A 15,027-nucleotide genomic window follows, 5' to 3' on the forward strand; every position below is an offset into this window, starting at 1 on the left:
AAAAGAGAAAACTCTTTTCATATTCATTCTTTATCATTACAGCTATCCGTCTAGACTGTTAAAATGATGGAAGTATGGTAGACAAAGGAGATAAGCAATGAATAATGGCTTTCGGATCAATACTGAGGAGAACCGACACCGAACTCTGAGGCAAGTAAAACAAGCGGCGTTTCATGCTTTACAGGAATATGAAATAGACTGGAACTCCATTCACTTCATTCAAGTATCCGAACATGTCACCTTCCGCATTGTAAACGATGTGGGGGAACAGTTCTTGCTCCGCATTCACCCGGATAACAAACAACGCGAAGGAACCATTTCAGAAATTGAGTGGTTGTTCGCTTTGAAGAGTAAGGGCCTCCTCTTGCCCGAAGCTGTAATCAATCGTGAAGGGACCTTTATTACGGAAGCGTCGGTGTGTGACGGACAACGGTTTTATTCGAGCTTAATGAGATGGGTCGAGGGAAAGCATGTAGACAAAAGCGAACTAACGGAGCAGGGCATCCGTAAAATAGGATCATTGATGGCAAAGCTTCATGAGGCCAGCTCTGATTTTAGTCCTTCCAGCGGTTTTACTCGCCCTTCTTGGGGTGTACTGAGCTTTAAACGGGACTGGGATCACCTAAGTCTACATCGCAAACATTTCATATCGGATGAGGGTTTTAAGTTATATTCCGCAGCCGCCACTAAAGTGGCAACATGTCTCGAAACGTTCACAAGACATGAACAAAATTATGGGATGATCCACGCGGACTTACATAATGGAAATGTCATTTTTCGGGATAATGAACCGTATCCTATCGATTTTGGCAGGTGTGGCTTCGGCTATCATCTTTACGATATAGCTCAGGCTATTATGGGATTATACCCAACACAGAGAGCTTATTTCGTCGAAGGATATCAGAGAATCAGGAAGCTGGAAAATGAATATATAATGAAGCTAGAGTGCTTCTTAGTCATGGCAATAATCGAAGCCTATAGCTTTCATGCAGAGAATCCGCTAGAGACCGAGGGTTTGATTGAAGAGCAGCCATATGCTCAAGCGATTTTGAGAGCGTATGTAAACGGGACAACCTTTTTATTTAATTCTCTGGATACTTCAAAATAAAAGATTAGAAAATGTAGTGCGTTATATTTTTCAAATGGTATTATTAGGATGAACTGCTGAAAACTGTTTAAAATGTATTTGGAATCTTAGCAATGAAAATGGTTGACAAAACTTTATAAAAAGTGAGGAGTAGAGCAATGAACTTTGATAAAGAACAGCTTTTTTGGATAAATCCAATCAATGATTATTCTATTACAGAAAACAGGATTGAATTTGTAACGATGCCGAATACAGATTTTTGGCAACGAACCTATTATGGTTTTAGAAATGATAATTCACCTGCACTGTTAATGAAAACTGCTGAGAAGTATTTTTCATTTATAGTAAGAACAGATTATGATAGTACACATAGATACGAGCAGTGTGGGATAGTCATCTATCAGGACAGTGATAATTGGTTCAAGGCATCGGTAGAATATGAAAATGAGGAATTCCAAAGACTTGGAAGTGTGGTTACAAATCACGGATATTCAGATTGGGCAACAACTGATATCGATGCAAACATTAAAACTATGTATTATAGACTAAGTCGACGCGAAAGTGATTTCTGTATTGAAAGCTCTTTGGACGGGACTATATTTGAACAGATGCGTATTTTTCATTTGTTTGAAGGGAATGAGGAAATAAATTTTGGCTTATATGCTTGTAGCCCAGAGAATTCTTCATTTAAAGGTGTTTTCACCGAAATGGAAATTACAGAGTGTAAGTGGTTGGAGCATAAATAGTCGTTTACGCAGCTGAAAGTGAATATTACTCAAAAGGGCCTTCCTAAAAGGAAGGTCTTTTTTTATGAGCGGCTATAAAGTTGTCATCAGTTTGCGATTTCTATAGTTATCCATGTGGTAAAATTAGGATAATTGGATCTTGGGAGGCGAGGACATTGAGTCTTGTGATGATCATTTTATTACTGTTCTTAAATATTCCAGTATATAAATTTTTATTTCGCGTGTTCTTCGTGAATAAAGATGATTATAGCGAATCGATTAGGCATACTTTTACACCTAACATCATTTCATTATTCCGGGGAGAGTATTGGAAGGATAGAATGAATACGGCAAGGCTTCAGTTTTTTATACTCATTTGCGGTGGGATTGTTGTTTTGGAATACCTTGTTTTGCATAAAATAATTGATATTTTTCGTTAACTAGAACTTCATTTAGAAACTTCTGCTTATGGTGAGCAGGAGTTTTTTTATCTTGCATAAGCACCACCCTATTATGGAAAACTTATGTAGTGCGAATAAACAGCATGAATCTATTTTGCGAGGTGATAATGATGACAAATCAAGATCCGCAGGAGCTTCTTAAAAGTAAACACAAGCTGGATGAGCAGAAGAGGCAGTTCACAAATTTTGCCCGAAGTGCTTCCGGTCATGGTGAAGCAGAAGCAGGCCAGGAATTCAGTAATGACCGAGTGCCAGATGATCAAAACCGCATGAAATCTGTTGAGAACAGACAAGATTGATCTTAAAAAGCTATCAAATAAGCCGATCCTTTTCTGGATCGGCTTAGAAAAATAATTTTTACGTTGTAAGGTTGTTCAATAGGTATCAGATGCTAGAGTTTTCTTGCTTTAATTACAAAAGTTACAGGAAGCATCTTTGCTTTTTTTGCAAAATCGCTTTTATCGTCCCGCGACTGCATAAGTTCATCATCAGATTGCTCAATCATTTGCTCAATAACAAATCCAGCTTTAGATAGCGCATTCACATAAGTTGATAATTTACGATCCGATAAAGTTAGCGTACTTTCATCAAGAGATACTGAATACCAAGATTCATCGAAATAACATTTTTTAAAAACAAGCATATCATTTTCTGCAACAACACATTTGTGTATAGGGTGAGACCAGCTGAAAATAAATGATCCATTTTTTTTAAGGTAAGAGGCAATCCGGCTAAAAGTACCCTCAAGGTCAGTTGTCCAGCCTATGGCATAGACCGAATATACAAAGTCAAAATAATCCTCTGGCAGGCCACATTCTTCTTCCATGGGTGAGCAGATCAATTTTGCTGAAAGACCGTGCTCCGTCAAAAGTTGCCTAGTCTTTTCGATTTGGTTCTCTGCTATATCCGTACCCCATAGTTCAGATGCATTTCGTTCACCCAGATATTGCAAAGATTGACCGCTTCCACAGCCTATCTCCAGCAACTTTTTCCCTGAGACATCACCAAAAAGTTGGCATTGTTCTTCCGATACAAATGCTCCATAAAGAGGAAGTGCAGTAGCTCCTAAAACTTCATTTCCTTTTGTATCCCAAAATAAGCTGTTTGTTTCATGAATAGTATTCGTATCCATATCGACCGAGATGGCGACGCCAACCTCACCAGCGCCTATAACGTTTGTTCTATAACCAGAATTTTTGTCCATGCAGACACCCGCCCAAATATAGATTATATAAACCTAAACATATCTCCCGACTTGCGCGTAATCCCAATAACATATATCGAACACGAACAAGCTGAGGGATTAACATAGAATAATCTATCATTTTTCTATGAACTTAACTATCCATAATTTTCCACTAAAACTCCTATTTGTGAAATAAAGCATGATATGACCGTATCAGAAAAGGAAAGTTATGCCCCACGAATTTGTTACAATATGTAAAACCGCTGCAGGGTACCACTTCAAATTATGAATATTTCAACGGGAACACCTTCCCTTAGTGGCGCGGTCATTCGGCATGGCAGCTTGGAAACAAGAGCTTATTTTGTCTAACCGTATAAACACAGTTTCTTCCTCCCGCTAATATGTACTCCCCCCGTTCAATATGAACATTATTACCTAGAACAGTTTTAAATAGATGTAACTCATTTTTGCATAACCCGGTACATACAGCAGCAGCTTCACAGATCGGGCAATGTTTCTCAATGAATAAAAGACTGCCATCATCCTGCTCCTTAACCTCGGCCATATACCCTTCACTTGTTCGAATCTCGGCCAGTTTCTCCAGCTTCTCTCTAACGTCTGCTGTATCACCAAGATGCTGAAGATATTGTTCTTGCATATTCTTATTTCGAACAGCCAGCAGCTTGTCCAGCCCCTCATTTCCGAAAGCTTCTTTCATGGAATGAATCAGACTGACGGATAAATCCGAATATCCGCTTGGAAAAAACCGATCGGCCGCGGGTGTTAAGATCCATAGCTTGGTGGGTCGCCCCATGGGACGGGACTCTTCTTTATTAGTAACCAGCCCTTCTTCTTTCAGCGCATTCAAATGTTGACGAATAGCCATTCCAGATAGCGAAAACTGGGAGGAGAGTGCCATAACATCCATTCCCCCTTGCTGCTTTAACAGATCAATGATCGCTCTTCGGGTCTTGGTTGAGACATCCTTTTTGGTTTGATTTCGGCTCAAGGTGCACCTCCTTTTGAAGCAACTAAATCTACATCATAGACTACATTTTAAACAAAAATGTTGACAAAGTCAAAGCTGAACTGTAGCTTAGACATTATAAACAAAAATGTTTACTAAGTGTCCGGATACGATGTATACATACCAATTTTCTTGGAGGTCACATTTCATGTCGTCTAATCATCAAAGTATTTTCAGCCCACGTTATTTTGCACTATCCATAGGTATTATTCTGTCAGTGATGGCCGTTGGATTCGAAGGCCTGTCCGTAACCACCATTGCTCCTTCAATTGCTGGAGATTTGAACGGCCTTAGCCTGTTTGGCTGGATATTCAGTACGTATCTGCTTGCGCAGATTATCGGAACTCTGGTCGTCGGTCGAATCATAGATAGAAGAGGACCTGCAGTACCGTTCACTATCGCACTTCTTTTGTTTATCGTTGGGTTGATTGCTGCCGCAACATCAGGCGATATGTATACCATGATAGGATCACGGGCCATGCAGGGTCTGGGTGCCGGAGCTATGATGACTTGTGTGTACACAGCAATATCCTTAAGCTACCCGGATAAATTACGCGCCAAAATACTCGGAGCATTTGGTACGGCCTATGTTCTTCCGTCCATGCTCGGTCCATACGTTGCAGGTCTTATCGCAGATCAGTGGTCCTGGCGGTTTGTTTTCTGGGGAATATTACCGATCCTGATGATTTCAGCACTGCTTAGTTTACCTGCGTTCACGAAATTAAAAACACCGAAGACGCAAGGGGATATCGGAGCTTCATCAACTTGGAATGCGTTACTGTTAACGATGGGTACAGGGATTTTCTTAGTTGGTCTAAGCATGCTTCCGAGCATTATGGGATTTGTTTTAGTCATTATCGGCTTAGTACTTATGATATTTCCGCTCCGCAAACTGCTACCGAAGGGAACTCTTACGCTTCGAAGAGGCATGCCAGCTATTCTGGCAACACGTGGGCTGTTCTTCGCTGCCTATACCAGCACACAGAATTTCTTGGTATTGGCTCTAATCGATGTGAAAGGAATAACGCCTTCTCAGGCCGGATTGATTGTAGCGAGTGCTGCGTTGAGTTGGTGCGTCATAGCGTATCTGCAAGGACGATGGGATTCGGCAGATCAGGGCCGTGGACGGCATACGCGAATTATTCTGGGTGTATTGCTGCTTGCCATAGGGATTACTATCGTATTTTGGATACCCGTTGTGACCGTTACCGTAGCAGTTATTGGACAGATCATCGCTGGAATCGGCATTGGATTGGCGCATCCGATTAGCGGTGTTGTGGCGTTTTCTCAGACAGGAGAAGGAGGTGTCGGCAACACCTCGGCTAATCTGCAATTTGCGGATTCTTTTACACCCGGTGTAGTTATCGGGATCGGCGGTTCCATCCTTGTGGTTTGTCAGGCTGGCGGAATGTCACTCCAATCCGGATTAATTGTAGCAATGGGTTTCCATCTCTTGTTGATTGTAATGAGTTTATTTGCGAGCACTCGGATCTCACCAGTAGCTGAACAGATAGGAACGGGTATCCAATCTTTAGGTTTGAAAAACAAATAAACGAAGGAGGAGTTCACAATGATCATCGAGGTCAGTGACAAAGCATCAGAAAAAATCGCCGAAATCTTATCAAGTGCGAATATCCGAAATCCATTTCTAAGAGTGGGTGTTGATGAAGGGGGATGCAGTGGACTATCCTATACCCTAGTCGTGGATGAGCAGCAAGCAGAAGAGGATATTATATTAAATAAACAAAATTTTAGTATATTGGTTCACCCGAATAGTATTCCATATATTGACGGGCTTGAAATTGACTATGAAGAGAGTGGAATGGTAGGCGGATTCACTATGAATAACCCTAATGCAAAAGCTTCATGTGGATGCGGAGCCAGTTTCAGAATGGCCAATTATCGTGGCGAAATAAAAAAATGTGATTAAACAGCAGAAAGGAGAGAAGAGGAATGATATCATTTGCAGTATCCGAAAAAGCATTGGATTCATTTAAGAATGAATGGGGTTTGGAAGAGGGGCAATATGTAAGAATTTATGCAAAATATGCCGGTGGAGGCTCTGATGCTTTCACTGTTGGAATTAATGCAAGTGCTACACCGATCGATCCCGCATGGGTTCAATCCATTGGCGGATTTCATTTCTTTGTTGAAAAAACTGATGTTTGGATTTTACAGGATGAACTTCTTCAAATTGATTGTAATGAAAACGGCATATTTTCAAGCAAAATCTCCTGAGCATCTTCTTGGGTTGCAGTGTACAGTAGAATATCTACTACACTTCTAGCAATTTCGCATACTATTGTCTATACTGTTTTAAATAAATATCAGAATTGGATCTGATTTTTATAAGAAGCATGGTGCTAGGAAGCAGGTGCAGAGCATTGATAAATTTGGACAAATTAGCAAAGGCATTTACTAAAGGTGTCTATGAAATAGAAGATAGAAGCCGCTTAGTCATCCAGCCCAAAAGCTTATTAAGTGAATTCACCACCGTTAAGCATGGATTTCTATTTATCATTCGCGGGGGAGCCAGAATATGTGTGAATGGAACGGTATATGAATTACGGCCAGGATCAGTTTTTCATGCTGCTCCGGGCATGCAGATGGATTCGCAGGTTATAGGACAATCTGAGCTCGAGTATTACTCCCTTTTTTATAAATTGGATATGCCGGAAGAATTGAATAGTACTCACGAATTTGACTCTCATTTCAAGCTGGAGCCGGGAGCGAATCTAAAAATTATTGAATTACTAATTATGCTCCATCAGAATGCCCATCCATCCGGAGAAATTGGGAAGCTGCGTATCAAGGAGTTGTTCTTAAGCCTGATGCACCAGGTTCTGATTGCGTGCAGTTACAGAGAGAACGATCGTTCTCCGAATCAAAGAATGGTAGACGAAGCCCTTGCGTATATTAAACTTCATTATATGAATTCACTTACACTCGGTGAGTTAGCGGAACAGCATGCAATGAGTGCCAACCGCTTCTCTTACCTCTTTCATAAATATACGGGACTACGACCCATCGACTATGTCGTTAATTATCGTTTGGAACGGGCCTGTGAATTACTCAAAGCAGGTAATTTTCCTATCCGCGAGATTGCTGACCGTGTCGGTTATGACAATCCACTATATTTCAGCCGATTATTCAAAAAGAAATTCGGTGTTTCTCCCTCTGCCTATAAATAATGTACATAATGAGCTTCTTGTACTTGAACTACGTCTGCAGCTACTGGTGATAAGCCAGAAGTGCAGACTTTTTTTATTTAGATTAAATAATGATGCATGCTGGATTTGAGATTTGTACATTTGAATTTATTTAAATTTTTGATAAACTCACCTTTGTAACTGAGAATCATTATCAGTAAATTGGTTTATAAATGAAAGGCTGGTAGATATGACAGAAAAAAGACCCAAACAATTATGCATTGGCCTGTCCTTAAATGCAACCTGGATGAAAGGAGACGGTTGGCGGCACCCGGATAGCAGAGTTGAAAAGATGGAGTCTATTGATTACTATATTGATTTGGCAAAAATGGCTGAGAATTCAAAGCTCGATTTTCTTTTCAGAGCTGATTATCTGTATGTTAGCCCGCAGATGTTAGGAGATTCCTCAAATTTCGGCAGCCCAGACCCTGCATTGTTTTTTGCAGCGATAGCTCGTGAAACCGAGCGGATCGGACTGGTAACGACGATTTCCACTACTTTTAATCCGCCGTATGTTGTTGCAAGGCAGCTGCAGTCCTTACACTGGCTGAGCAATGGACGCGCCGGCTGGAATATTGTCACTTCTATTGAAGGCGCCGATAATTTCAGCGCCTCACCCATGCCGTCACCGGAAGAGAGATATGCCATGGCTATGGAGTTCACGGATGTTGTATGCAAGCTTTGGGAGAGTTTTCCGAATGAAGCGATTGTTATCGACCGTCAGTCAGGTATGTTTTCGGATAAGGATAGAGTGACTGCCATTAATCATTCCGGGGAATTTTTCAGTGTAAAAGGGCCGCTTACTTTGCCTGCTCACAAGTCAGGAACGCCGCCGCTATTCCAAGCTGGGGCTTCGGATATTGGACGGAATTTCGCCTCATCTGTAGCTGATGCTATTTTTGCTGCAATGCCGGATATCGAATCGGGAGTGGAACTAAGGAATGATCTGAGAAGAAGAGCGGCTGAGCAGGGCCGTGATCCGGATGCTATCAAAGTTTTGCCGGGCTTATATTTTTTCCTGGCCGATACGCGCGAAGAAGCACTTGAATTACATAAGGCTGCACATGCGAATTTAAGCCTTGAACGCAGACATGCATCGCTTAAATCGGTGCTGGGTCTTGATTTAAGCGGTTATCCCTTAGATAAGCGAGTAACTGCCGATATGTCACCCGATTCCAGTCAGGCCGTCCGCAGCCGGACTCATGCCGAATTGATACGGCGGTATATGATCAAAAACCAGCCTACAGTGAAAGAAATCTTGGACAGGCCGGAGGTTGTCGGATCTGCACACTGGGTATCTGTCGGGACAGTCGAGGATGTGCTGAACGATATTATTGAACGGTTTGAAGCGGGGTCTATAGATGGCTTCATCGCCCTGCCAGGCGGTTCGGAACAATCTATGGAGCTGTTTTTTGAGAAGTTGGTACCGCAGCTGGTTGAAAGAGACTTATTCCGGAGCGAATATACGGGTAGCACTTTCCGTGAGCATTTAGGGATTTAAAAAAGAGAAATGAGGCGATTGAACTATGCATGAAGAGGAATTGTTTGATGTTACGATTATTGGCGGCGGTCCGGCTGGATTATTTGCTGCATTTTATAGCGGACTCCGTGAAATGAAAACCAAAATTATAGAATTCCAACCTGTGCTTGGCGGCAAAGTGCATGTCTATCCGGAAAAGATGATCTGGGACGTGGGAGGCTTACAGCCTATTCTTGGCTCGCAGCTTATTGAACAAATGGTTGGTCAAGGGATGACTTTCCAACCGGAGGTTGCCTTTAATGAAAAGGTCACATCCATCTCGCAAGATGAAGCAGGTTACTTTATTTTACACACAGCCGCAAACCAGAAGCATTTCACTAAAACTGTCATATTGGCCATTGGAGGAGGCATTTTGAAGCCAGTCAAGCTCGAAATCAAGGGTGCCGAAAGATTCGAAATCACAAATTTGCATTATACGGTGAAGTCACTTGCCCGCTTTAAAGAGAAGACTGTCCTAATATCGGGAGGCGGCCATTCTGCTGTAGACTGGGCGAATGAACTGGCTCCGATTGCCAAAAAGGTGTTTCTGACGTACCGGAAAGAGAACTTAAAGGGGCATGAAGCCGATATTTCACGCTTGGCAAACAATGGCGTAGAGTGCTTGTTAAATACTTCAATCGAAAAGTTGATTGCCACACCGGATCACGAAAGAATAGGGACTGTACTGCTAAAAAGTAATGACAACGGAGAGGGATTTGAGCTGTCTGTCGATGAGGTCATCATTAATCACGGTTATGAGCGCGACAAAGAACTGCTGGTGAACAGTGAAATTAAAATGGATCTGTGGGAACACCGGATTTCAGGATCAGTAATGAGCGGGACATCCGTGCCGGGTATTTATGCGGCAGGGGATGTTCTACATCATGAGGGGAAACTGCACCTGATCGCGGGGGCATTCCAGGATGCTGCCAATGCGGTAAACCAAGCCAAACAATACATCACACCGGAGGCAAATTCGTCCGGGATGGTGTCTTCACATAATGACCTGTTCACGCAGAAAAACCGTGATTTAATGAAGCATTTATACAGACAGTAATGATAACAACTCAAGGGGGAGCCAAATGAAAAGACTATATGGATGGATTGCATCCTTAATTATACTAGCAGGATTACTGGCTGGGTGTTCCGAAACTTCAGTCACGCCTACACCAGAAGTTGGCAAGATCGAAGAAGCAGGATGGCCAAGAACAATTGCGGATGCCAGCGACAATGGAGTGGTGCTCAAGACACGACCTGAGCGTATAGCGGTTCTGCATCCCTTGTATTTAGATTACTTTTTTGCTCTTGATACGCCTCCAATCGCATCAACTAACGCAGCGGAAGCGATGAAGGATTTTGCTACTTTACAGCCTTACGCTGGAACTGCTGAAATCATTGATTTGGGCAGCAGCAATGCGAATCTGGAAATGATCATGGAAGCAAAGCCTGATGTGATTGTAACCTTCAAGGGTTCTGTTGATAGCAATTATGAAGAGTTGAATAAGATTGCACCAGTCATCTTAATTGACTACACCGATACCTGGGAAAAAAAGACGATGCTGTGTGCTCAGATTGTTGGTAAAGAGACATTAGCGGAACAAGCCATTAAGGAAACCCAAGAAATGATTGCAAAAACAAAAGAACAGCTAAGTAGTCTTGAGAATAAAACCTTTGCTTTACTACGGGTCGACGGAAAAGCTAATTTTAATGCTCAAGGCTCTAAAAACACGATGTACTACAATCAAACTGTAGGCTTCGGGTTGTTGCCACCGAAGGGATATCCTGAAGAGGGAGGGGCCCTTTCTCTGGAAGGGATATACAGCATGAATCCTGATTATATTATTATCCAGCATGATATGGATATCGCAAAGGCAGCCATCAAGGACAAGGAAACTTCGAACGTGTGGAACTCACTGGAAGCAGTGAAAAACAATCATGTTCTAATCTTTGATAACTCACTCAATAGCGCAAGTATCCTGGCTGTCCGTTTGGCTGCAGATCATTTTCTGCAATTGGCGTCTGAACAATAAATTTATTAGTAGATCCCATTTACGTTGAAAATTCATTAATAAAAACGAAATTCGCGCTGATAAACTTTATAGTTTCTTTATATTTTAAAAAAAGACACGCACGATTTCACATATCGTACGTGTCTTTCGTCTTATTTTAAACTACTAAACACTATATTGCGTAGCTTACGCGTGATCGACATAGTACCAGCATCTTTTTTCTGGACCATAAATAGTATTGATAAATCATCTTGAGGACTGTTAGTAAAATAGGCACCTAACCAACCATCCCAACCATATTCGCCAATGCTACCAATGAACCCGGCTTTCGCAGGGTCAGTCATAATACGCATCTGATTCCCGTAGCTGTGACCACACAAGGTATGCCAATTATCGAAACCTTTCTGTTGCCTATTTGTTAATGATGCTGAGGTCAAAAAGTCAATTGATCTAGGTTTCATGAGTTGAACCCCGTTAAAGGTCCCTTGATTTAACAGCATCATTGTAAATTTAGCTGTATCATCAATAGTTGATGCTAAGCCCGCACCTCCTGATTCAAACGCTGGCGTCCGATCCATCTGATGAATGATACCAAGATGATTTCCTGAGTATAGTTTCAATCGTCCTGCACCATCATCCTGATATGTTTTGGCTAAACGGTTTCTCTTATCCTCTGTCAACCAAAAATCTGTATCCTGCATATCCAAAGGATTAAATAGTTCCTTTTTCAAGAATTGCCCAAACCGCATTCCACTAACTGCCTCGATAATTGCACCTAGTATATCTGCCGAAGCTCCATATTGCCAGTTTGAGCCTGGATCAAACGATAGAGGACCTTGTCCCATTCGACTGGCAAATTCCAACGTACTCATTGGATTTCCACTTAACAAACGGGAGTCCAATTCTTGAAAAAGTTCATATGAATGTTGACCAGCTAAATCAGGACCATCATAAAGAATTCCCGATGTCATATTTAGTAAATCGTGAATATTGACATCACGGCTCGCCTGAACTAATTTACCATAACTAACGACCAACTGGTTCTTGAAAGTAGGTATGTACTTGCTGATTGGATCAAATAAGTCAATTTCTCCTCGTTCTAGCAACATCATAATAGCAGTGGCAGTGACCGGCTTTGTCATTGAATATAGTCTATAAATTGAATCCCTTGTAATAGGGCGTCCCGTCTCAAGATCAGCCAATCCATCATTGTGATAAAAAGCTTCTTTACCATTCTTAATTACCATAATGCTTGCACCTGCGATTTCATAATTGTTTATACTCGCTTTTAATGTTCCTTTTAATTGGGCGATTGTGTTTATATCCAGCATTCCCCGAACAACCTCTTTTCTAAATAAATTTCACTAGCCAAGTAATAGATTAATCCTGTATTTATTTGTTAACCATGAGTAAAAGAAATCTCATACAAATCAATATACAGAATTAAAAAATACAAATATATATAAAATTCCCGCAGTTCAATACAGAATTATTATTATATTGACTTATAGCAAAGAGACGATAACGGTTGACTACCGCATGTCGCTCCACCATCTACAATTGAAAGAGGAACGTAGTAGAGACAAATAAACGAAATAAGCTGTTATTGATAATGGTTATCATTTATGATGAGGATTAGACAGATAACGGAGGGGTAGTCATTATGCACAAAAGCAATGAAATATTGCTTTGGGACCAAGCGACGGTCAAGTTATTGGATGTGCGCCATATTGAAAGGGTTCAAGGCGAAATTCTTCATAAGTACAAGATTCCTGCCAGTATATTTTTACTTTCGGTACAAGGGAGCGCTCAAGTTCAGTTAGATCACTCTGAATTTTCTTTTACAGGATTTCAAGTCCTGCATAGCGGGAAAGGGGCGATACTTAATATTGTTCCGACAAGTAAGAATTTTGTTTACTATATCATTTATTACCGTGCATGGATTCAAGAGGAGGATCTGTTCCAATCACAATATTGTTTTTCCCCTGATGCACCCATTTTACTTTATAACAAAATGCAATTGATGTATCAAAAATGGAACGAGCAAGAAGAGAGACTCAACGTAAAATCACTTTTTTATCAATTCATTCATCAGGTTTTAAAAGAATTACATAGAAAAGAGACTGAGGCGAAACAGACCAGTGTTGCAGTCCAAGTAATCACCTACATTCAGGAGTACTATGCGGAGCCAATTACATTAGATTCTCTTGCGGAAGTATTTAATTTCAGTGCTTATCATTTGTCATCCTTGTTTAAAGAGTACACAGGCATGAGTCCGATTGATTACTTAATTCGGTTTCGGCTTGAACTTGCAACAGAGCTTTTAATGACAACAGATGCTTCGGTCGGGGAAATATCAGCAAGCGTTGGTTATAAAGACGTATATTATTTCAGCCGAATTTTCAAGAAAAGAAAAGGTGTATCCCCTGCACATTTTAGAACAAAAGAGTCACTGCGGCCAAAAGTTGCTGAAAGTCCATTAAACTTCCCCATATCCTCTATTTTTGAACCCATCGTTCAACAGTATATTAATAATGATAATCATTATCATAATACGGAAAAAGGGGAATTACATATGTTTAAAATGACAAAATCTCAGACGACGGCTGCTTTACTGCTTTGCGGTTCTCTATTATTAGGTGCTTGCTCAAGTGGGACGGGTACTGCTACGAAGGAACAAAGTAATGGGAATGGAACCGTAAATCAAGCAACATCAGAAGAAAGTACGAACACTCGAATAGTATCAACGCCTAAGGGAGATGTGGAAGTACCAGCAGAGCCGAAAAGAGTGGCGGCTGACCAATATATGGGGCATTTATTGAAATTAGGAATTGTACCCATCGGAGCAAGAACGTTTATGCTGGATGAAGGCTGGATGGAAAAAGCGGACATACCCAAAGAAACGATCGAGAAAATTGAGGATTTAGGGGATTTCCCTTTAAATCTGGAAAAATTAACGATGCTAGATCCGGACTTAATTATCGGTTCGATCGATGAGAACATAGAACAATATGAGAAAATTGGGACCACTGTTTTTCTGCCTTATTGGGAGGGGTTAAAAACAGCAGGGCCGCTTGATAAATTTAGGAGTGTAAGCAAAATATTCGGAAAAGAAAAAGAAGCTGAAGAATGGATTACGGAATATGAACAGAAAGTAGCTGAAGCAAAGTCTAAACTTGCCGGGGTTATCAAGGAAGGGGAAACCGTTTCGATTGTTCAGTTTTCACAAAAGGCGGTATACGTCTTAGCGGCAAAGGGAGGAAACTATGGTTCTTCCACTATATACAATATGCTTCAGCTGCCTCCAACAGAAAGTGCAAAAAATATGGCGGAGGGATTTGAATCGATTTCATTAGAAGTGCTTCCAGAATATTTAGGTGATTATGTTTTTGTTTATAATGGCGATGCGGATGCTACCAATAAAGCAATGGAAAGTAACATATGGAAAGGCATCCCTGCAGTGAAAAATGGCAAAGTTTATTTGTACGGTGATAATTATCATGATGAATTCGTAATGGAAGATCCTTTTTCATTAGAGCTTCAGCTTGATACGATTGTGAATTTGTTACTTGGTTATCAGTAAATTAGGAGAGAGCGAAACGGAGCATTTATCCGTTTCGTTTTTTTTTGCTAATATGCCGATAGTCCAATCCTTCATCATAAGCCTCAGCAACTGTGACTTTTTTCATAATACCCTTTCTATATTCGACCCGTTTTATAGGCCAAAAGTATAATTTTTACAGCAGTTTACATAAATCTATCTTTTTTTTAATTGTTTTGAGATAGGATAGTAGATGTCTAGCA

General features: G+C 40.9%; 15 protein-coding genes. 11 read left to right on the forward strand and 4 right to left on the reverse strand.

Features of this window, described 5'->3' with window-relative positions; genetic code table 11:
• The first annotated feature begins 97 nt into the window (after nt 1-97).
• Nucleotides 98-1,108, forward strand: coding sequence for a phosphotransferase (locus tag MHH50_RS15635; protein WP_076130503.1), 1,011 nt, complete (start codon nt 98-100; stop codon nt 1,106-1,108).
• 137 nt (nt 1,109-1,245) lie between these two features.
• On the forward strand, nt 1,246-1,833 hold the full coding sequence (locus MHH50_RS15640) for a DUF1349 domain-containing protein (RefSeq protein ID WP_076184931.1): 588 nt from the start codon (nt 1,246-1,248) through the stop codon (nt 1,831-1,833).
• 351 nt (nt 1,834-2,184) lie between these two features.
• On the opposite strand, the gene MHH50_RS15645 is transcribed toward MHH50_RS15640, so the two are convergent.
• Nucleotides 2,185-2,310 carry a hypothetical protein gene (locus tag MHH50_RS15645; protein ID WP_303047864.1) on the reverse strand — a complete coding sequence of 42 codons (126 nt, stop codon included), beginning with the start codon at nt 2,308-2,310 and terminating at the stop codon, nt 2,185-2,187.
• Between the two features lie 70 nt (nt 2,311-2,380).
• On the opposite strand from MHH50_RS15645, the gene MHH50_RS15650 reads away from it, so the two are divergent.
• Complete coding sequence (locus MHH50_RS15650) at nt 2,381-2,572, forward strand: hypothetical protein (RefSeq protein ID WP_076130505.1); 192 nt, start codon at nt 2,381-2,383, stop codon at nt 2,570-2,572.
• A 92-nt stretch (nt 2,573-2,664) separates the two neighbouring features.
• Here MHH50_RS15650 and MHH50_RS15655 read toward each other — a convergent pair whose 3' ends face one another.
• Nucleotides 2,665-3,477 carry a class I SAM-dependent methyltransferase gene (locus MHH50_RS15655; RefSeq protein ID WP_340033106.1) on the reverse strand — a complete coding sequence of 271 codons (813 nt, stop codon included), beginning with the start codon at nt 3,475-3,477 and terminating at the stop codon, nt 2,665-2,667.
• A 307-nt stretch (nt 3,478-3,784) separates the two neighbouring features.
• Nucleotides 3,785-4,468 carry a metalloregulator ArsR/SmtB family transcription factor gene (locus MHH50_RS15660; RefSeq protein WP_076281814.1) on the reverse strand — a complete coding sequence of 228 codons (684 nt, stop codon included), beginning with the start codon at nt 4,466-4,468 and terminating at the stop codon, nt 3,785-3,787.
• A 166-nt stretch (nt 4,469-4,634) separates the two neighbouring features.
• Between MHH50_RS15660 and MHH50_RS15665 the strand changes: the two genes are divergently transcribed.
• The 7 genes from MHH50_RS15665 to MHH50_RS15695 all read left to right on the forward strand — a co-directional run bounded on the left by MHH50_RS15665 (nt 4,635) and on the right by MHH50_RS15695 (nt 11,244).
• Entirely contained in the window at nt 4,635-6,038 is a 1,404-nt protein-coding gene (locus MHH50_RS15665) for an MFS transporter (protein WP_339187058.1), read from the forward strand.
• 18 nt (nt 6,039-6,056) lie between these two features.
• Nucleotides 6,057-6,416 (forward strand): iron-sulfur cluster assembly accessory protein, encoded by a 360-nt coding sequence (locus tag MHH50_RS15670; protein WP_340033107.1) that lies wholly within the window; start codon nt 6,057-6,059, stop codon nt 6,414-6,416.
• Nucleotides 6,417-6,439: 23 nt separating this feature from the next.
• A complete protein-coding gene (locus MHH50_RS15675; protein ID WP_076217679.1) occupies nt 6,440-6,724 on the forward strand; it encodes a hypothetical protein in 285 nt (94 codons plus the stop codon).
• Nucleotides 6,725-6,879: 155 nt separating this feature from the next.
• Entirely contained in the window at nt 6,880-7,677 is a 798-nt protein-coding gene (locus MHH50_RS15680) for an AraC family transcriptional regulator (RefSeq protein WP_254848963.1), read from the forward strand.
• Nucleotides 7,678-7,885: 208 nt separating this feature from the next.
• Entirely contained in the window at nt 7,886-9,196 is a 1,311-nt protein-coding gene (locus tag MHH50_RS15685; protein WP_340033108.1) for an NtaA/DmoA family FMN-dependent monooxygenase, read from the forward strand.
• Nucleotides 9,197-9,221: 25 nt separating this feature from the next.
• Entirely contained in the window at nt 9,222-10,271 is a 1,050-nt protein-coding gene (locus MHH50_RS15690) for an NAD(P)/FAD-dependent oxidoreductase (RefSeq protein ID WP_076307853.1), read from the forward strand.
• Nucleotides 10,272-10,296: 25 nt separating this feature from the next.
• Nucleotides 10,297-11,244, forward strand: a complete 948-nt coding sequence (locus MHH50_RS15695; protein ID WP_340033109.1) for an ABC transporter substrate-binding protein — start codon at nt 10,297-10,299, stop codon at nt 11,242-11,244.
• Between the two features lie 131 nt (nt 11,245-11,375).
• On the opposite strand, the gene MHH50_RS15700 is transcribed toward MHH50_RS15695, so the two are convergent.
• Nucleotides 11,376-12,554 (reverse strand): serine hydrolase domain-containing protein, encoded by a 1,179-nt coding sequence (locus tag MHH50_RS15700; RefSeq protein WP_312151162.1) that lies wholly within the window; start codon nt 12,552-12,554, stop codon nt 11,376-11,378.
• A gap of 332 nt (nt 12,555-12,886) precedes the next feature.
• On the opposite strand from MHH50_RS15700, the gene MHH50_RS15705 reads away from it, so the two are divergent.
• Entirely contained in the window at nt 12,887-14,806 is a 1,920-nt protein-coding gene (locus MHH50_RS15705) for an AraC family transcriptional regulator (protein ID WP_340033110.1), read from the forward strand.
• The last annotated feature ends 221 nt before the right edge of the window (nt 14,807-15,027 follow it).

Source organism: Paenibacillus sp. FSL H3-0302, assembly GCF_037982245.1.
In the GTDB taxonomy this organism is placed as follows: Bacteria; Bacillota; Bacilli; order Paenibacillales; family Paenibacillaceae; genus Paenibacillus_AQ; species Paenibacillus_AQ odorifer.

What these genes read in the sequence shown, in the direction of transcription:
- MHH50_RS15665 (WP_339187058.1), top strand. Translation starts at nt 4,635, where the DNA reads ATGTCGTCTAATCATCAAAGTATTTTCAGCCCACGTTATTTTGCACTA.
- MHH50_RS15655 (WP_340033106.1), bottom strand. Translation starts at nt 3,477, where the DNA reads ATGGACAAAAATTCTGGTTATAGAACAAACGTTATAGGCGCTGGTGAG.
- MHH50_RS15675 (WP_076217679.1), top strand. Translation starts at nt 6,440, where the DNA reads ATGATATCATTTGCAGTATCCGAAAAAGCATTGGATTCATTTAAGAAT.
- MHH50_RS15650 (WP_076130505.1), top strand. Translation starts at nt 2,381, where the DNA reads ATGATGACAAATCAAGATCCGCAGGAGCTTCTTAAAAGTAAACACAAG.
- MHH50_RS15640 (WP_076184931.1), top strand. Translation starts at nt 1,246, where the DNA reads ATGAACTTTGATAAAGAACAGCTTTTTTGGATAAATCCAATCAATGAT.
- MHH50_RS15635 (WP_076130503.1), top strand. Translation starts at nt 98, where the DNA reads ATGAATAATGGCTTTCGGATCAATACTGAGGAGAACCGACACCGAACT.
- MHH50_RS15670 (WP_340033107.1), top strand. Translation starts at nt 6,057, where the DNA reads ATGATCATCGAGGTCAGTGACAAAGCATCAGAAAAAATCGCCGAAATC.
- MHH50_RS15685 (WP_340033108.1), top strand. Translation starts at nt 7,886, where the DNA reads ATGACAGAAAAAAGACCCAAACAATTATGCATTGGCCTGTCCTTAAAT.
- MHH50_RS15695 (WP_340033109.1), top strand. Translation starts at nt 10,297, where the DNA reads ATGAAAAGACTATATGGATGGATTGCATCCTTAATTATACTAGCAGGA.
- MHH50_RS15645 (WP_303047864.1), bottom strand. Translation starts at nt 2,310, where the DNA reads ATGCAAGATAAAAAAACTCCTGCTCACCATAAGCAGAAGTTTCTAAAT.
- MHH50_RS15705 (WP_340033110.1), top strand. Translation starts at nt 12,887, where the DNA reads ATGCACAAAAGCAATGAAATATTGCTTTGGGACCAAGCGACGGTCAAG.
- MHH50_RS15700 (WP_312151162.1), bottom strand. Translation starts at nt 12,554, where the DNA reads ATGCTGGATATAAACACAATCGCCCAATTAAAAGGAACATTAAAAGCG.
- MHH50_RS15690 (WP_076307853.1), top strand. Translation starts at nt 9,222, where the DNA reads ATGCATGAAGAGGAATTGTTTGATGTTACGATTATTGGCGGCGGTCCG.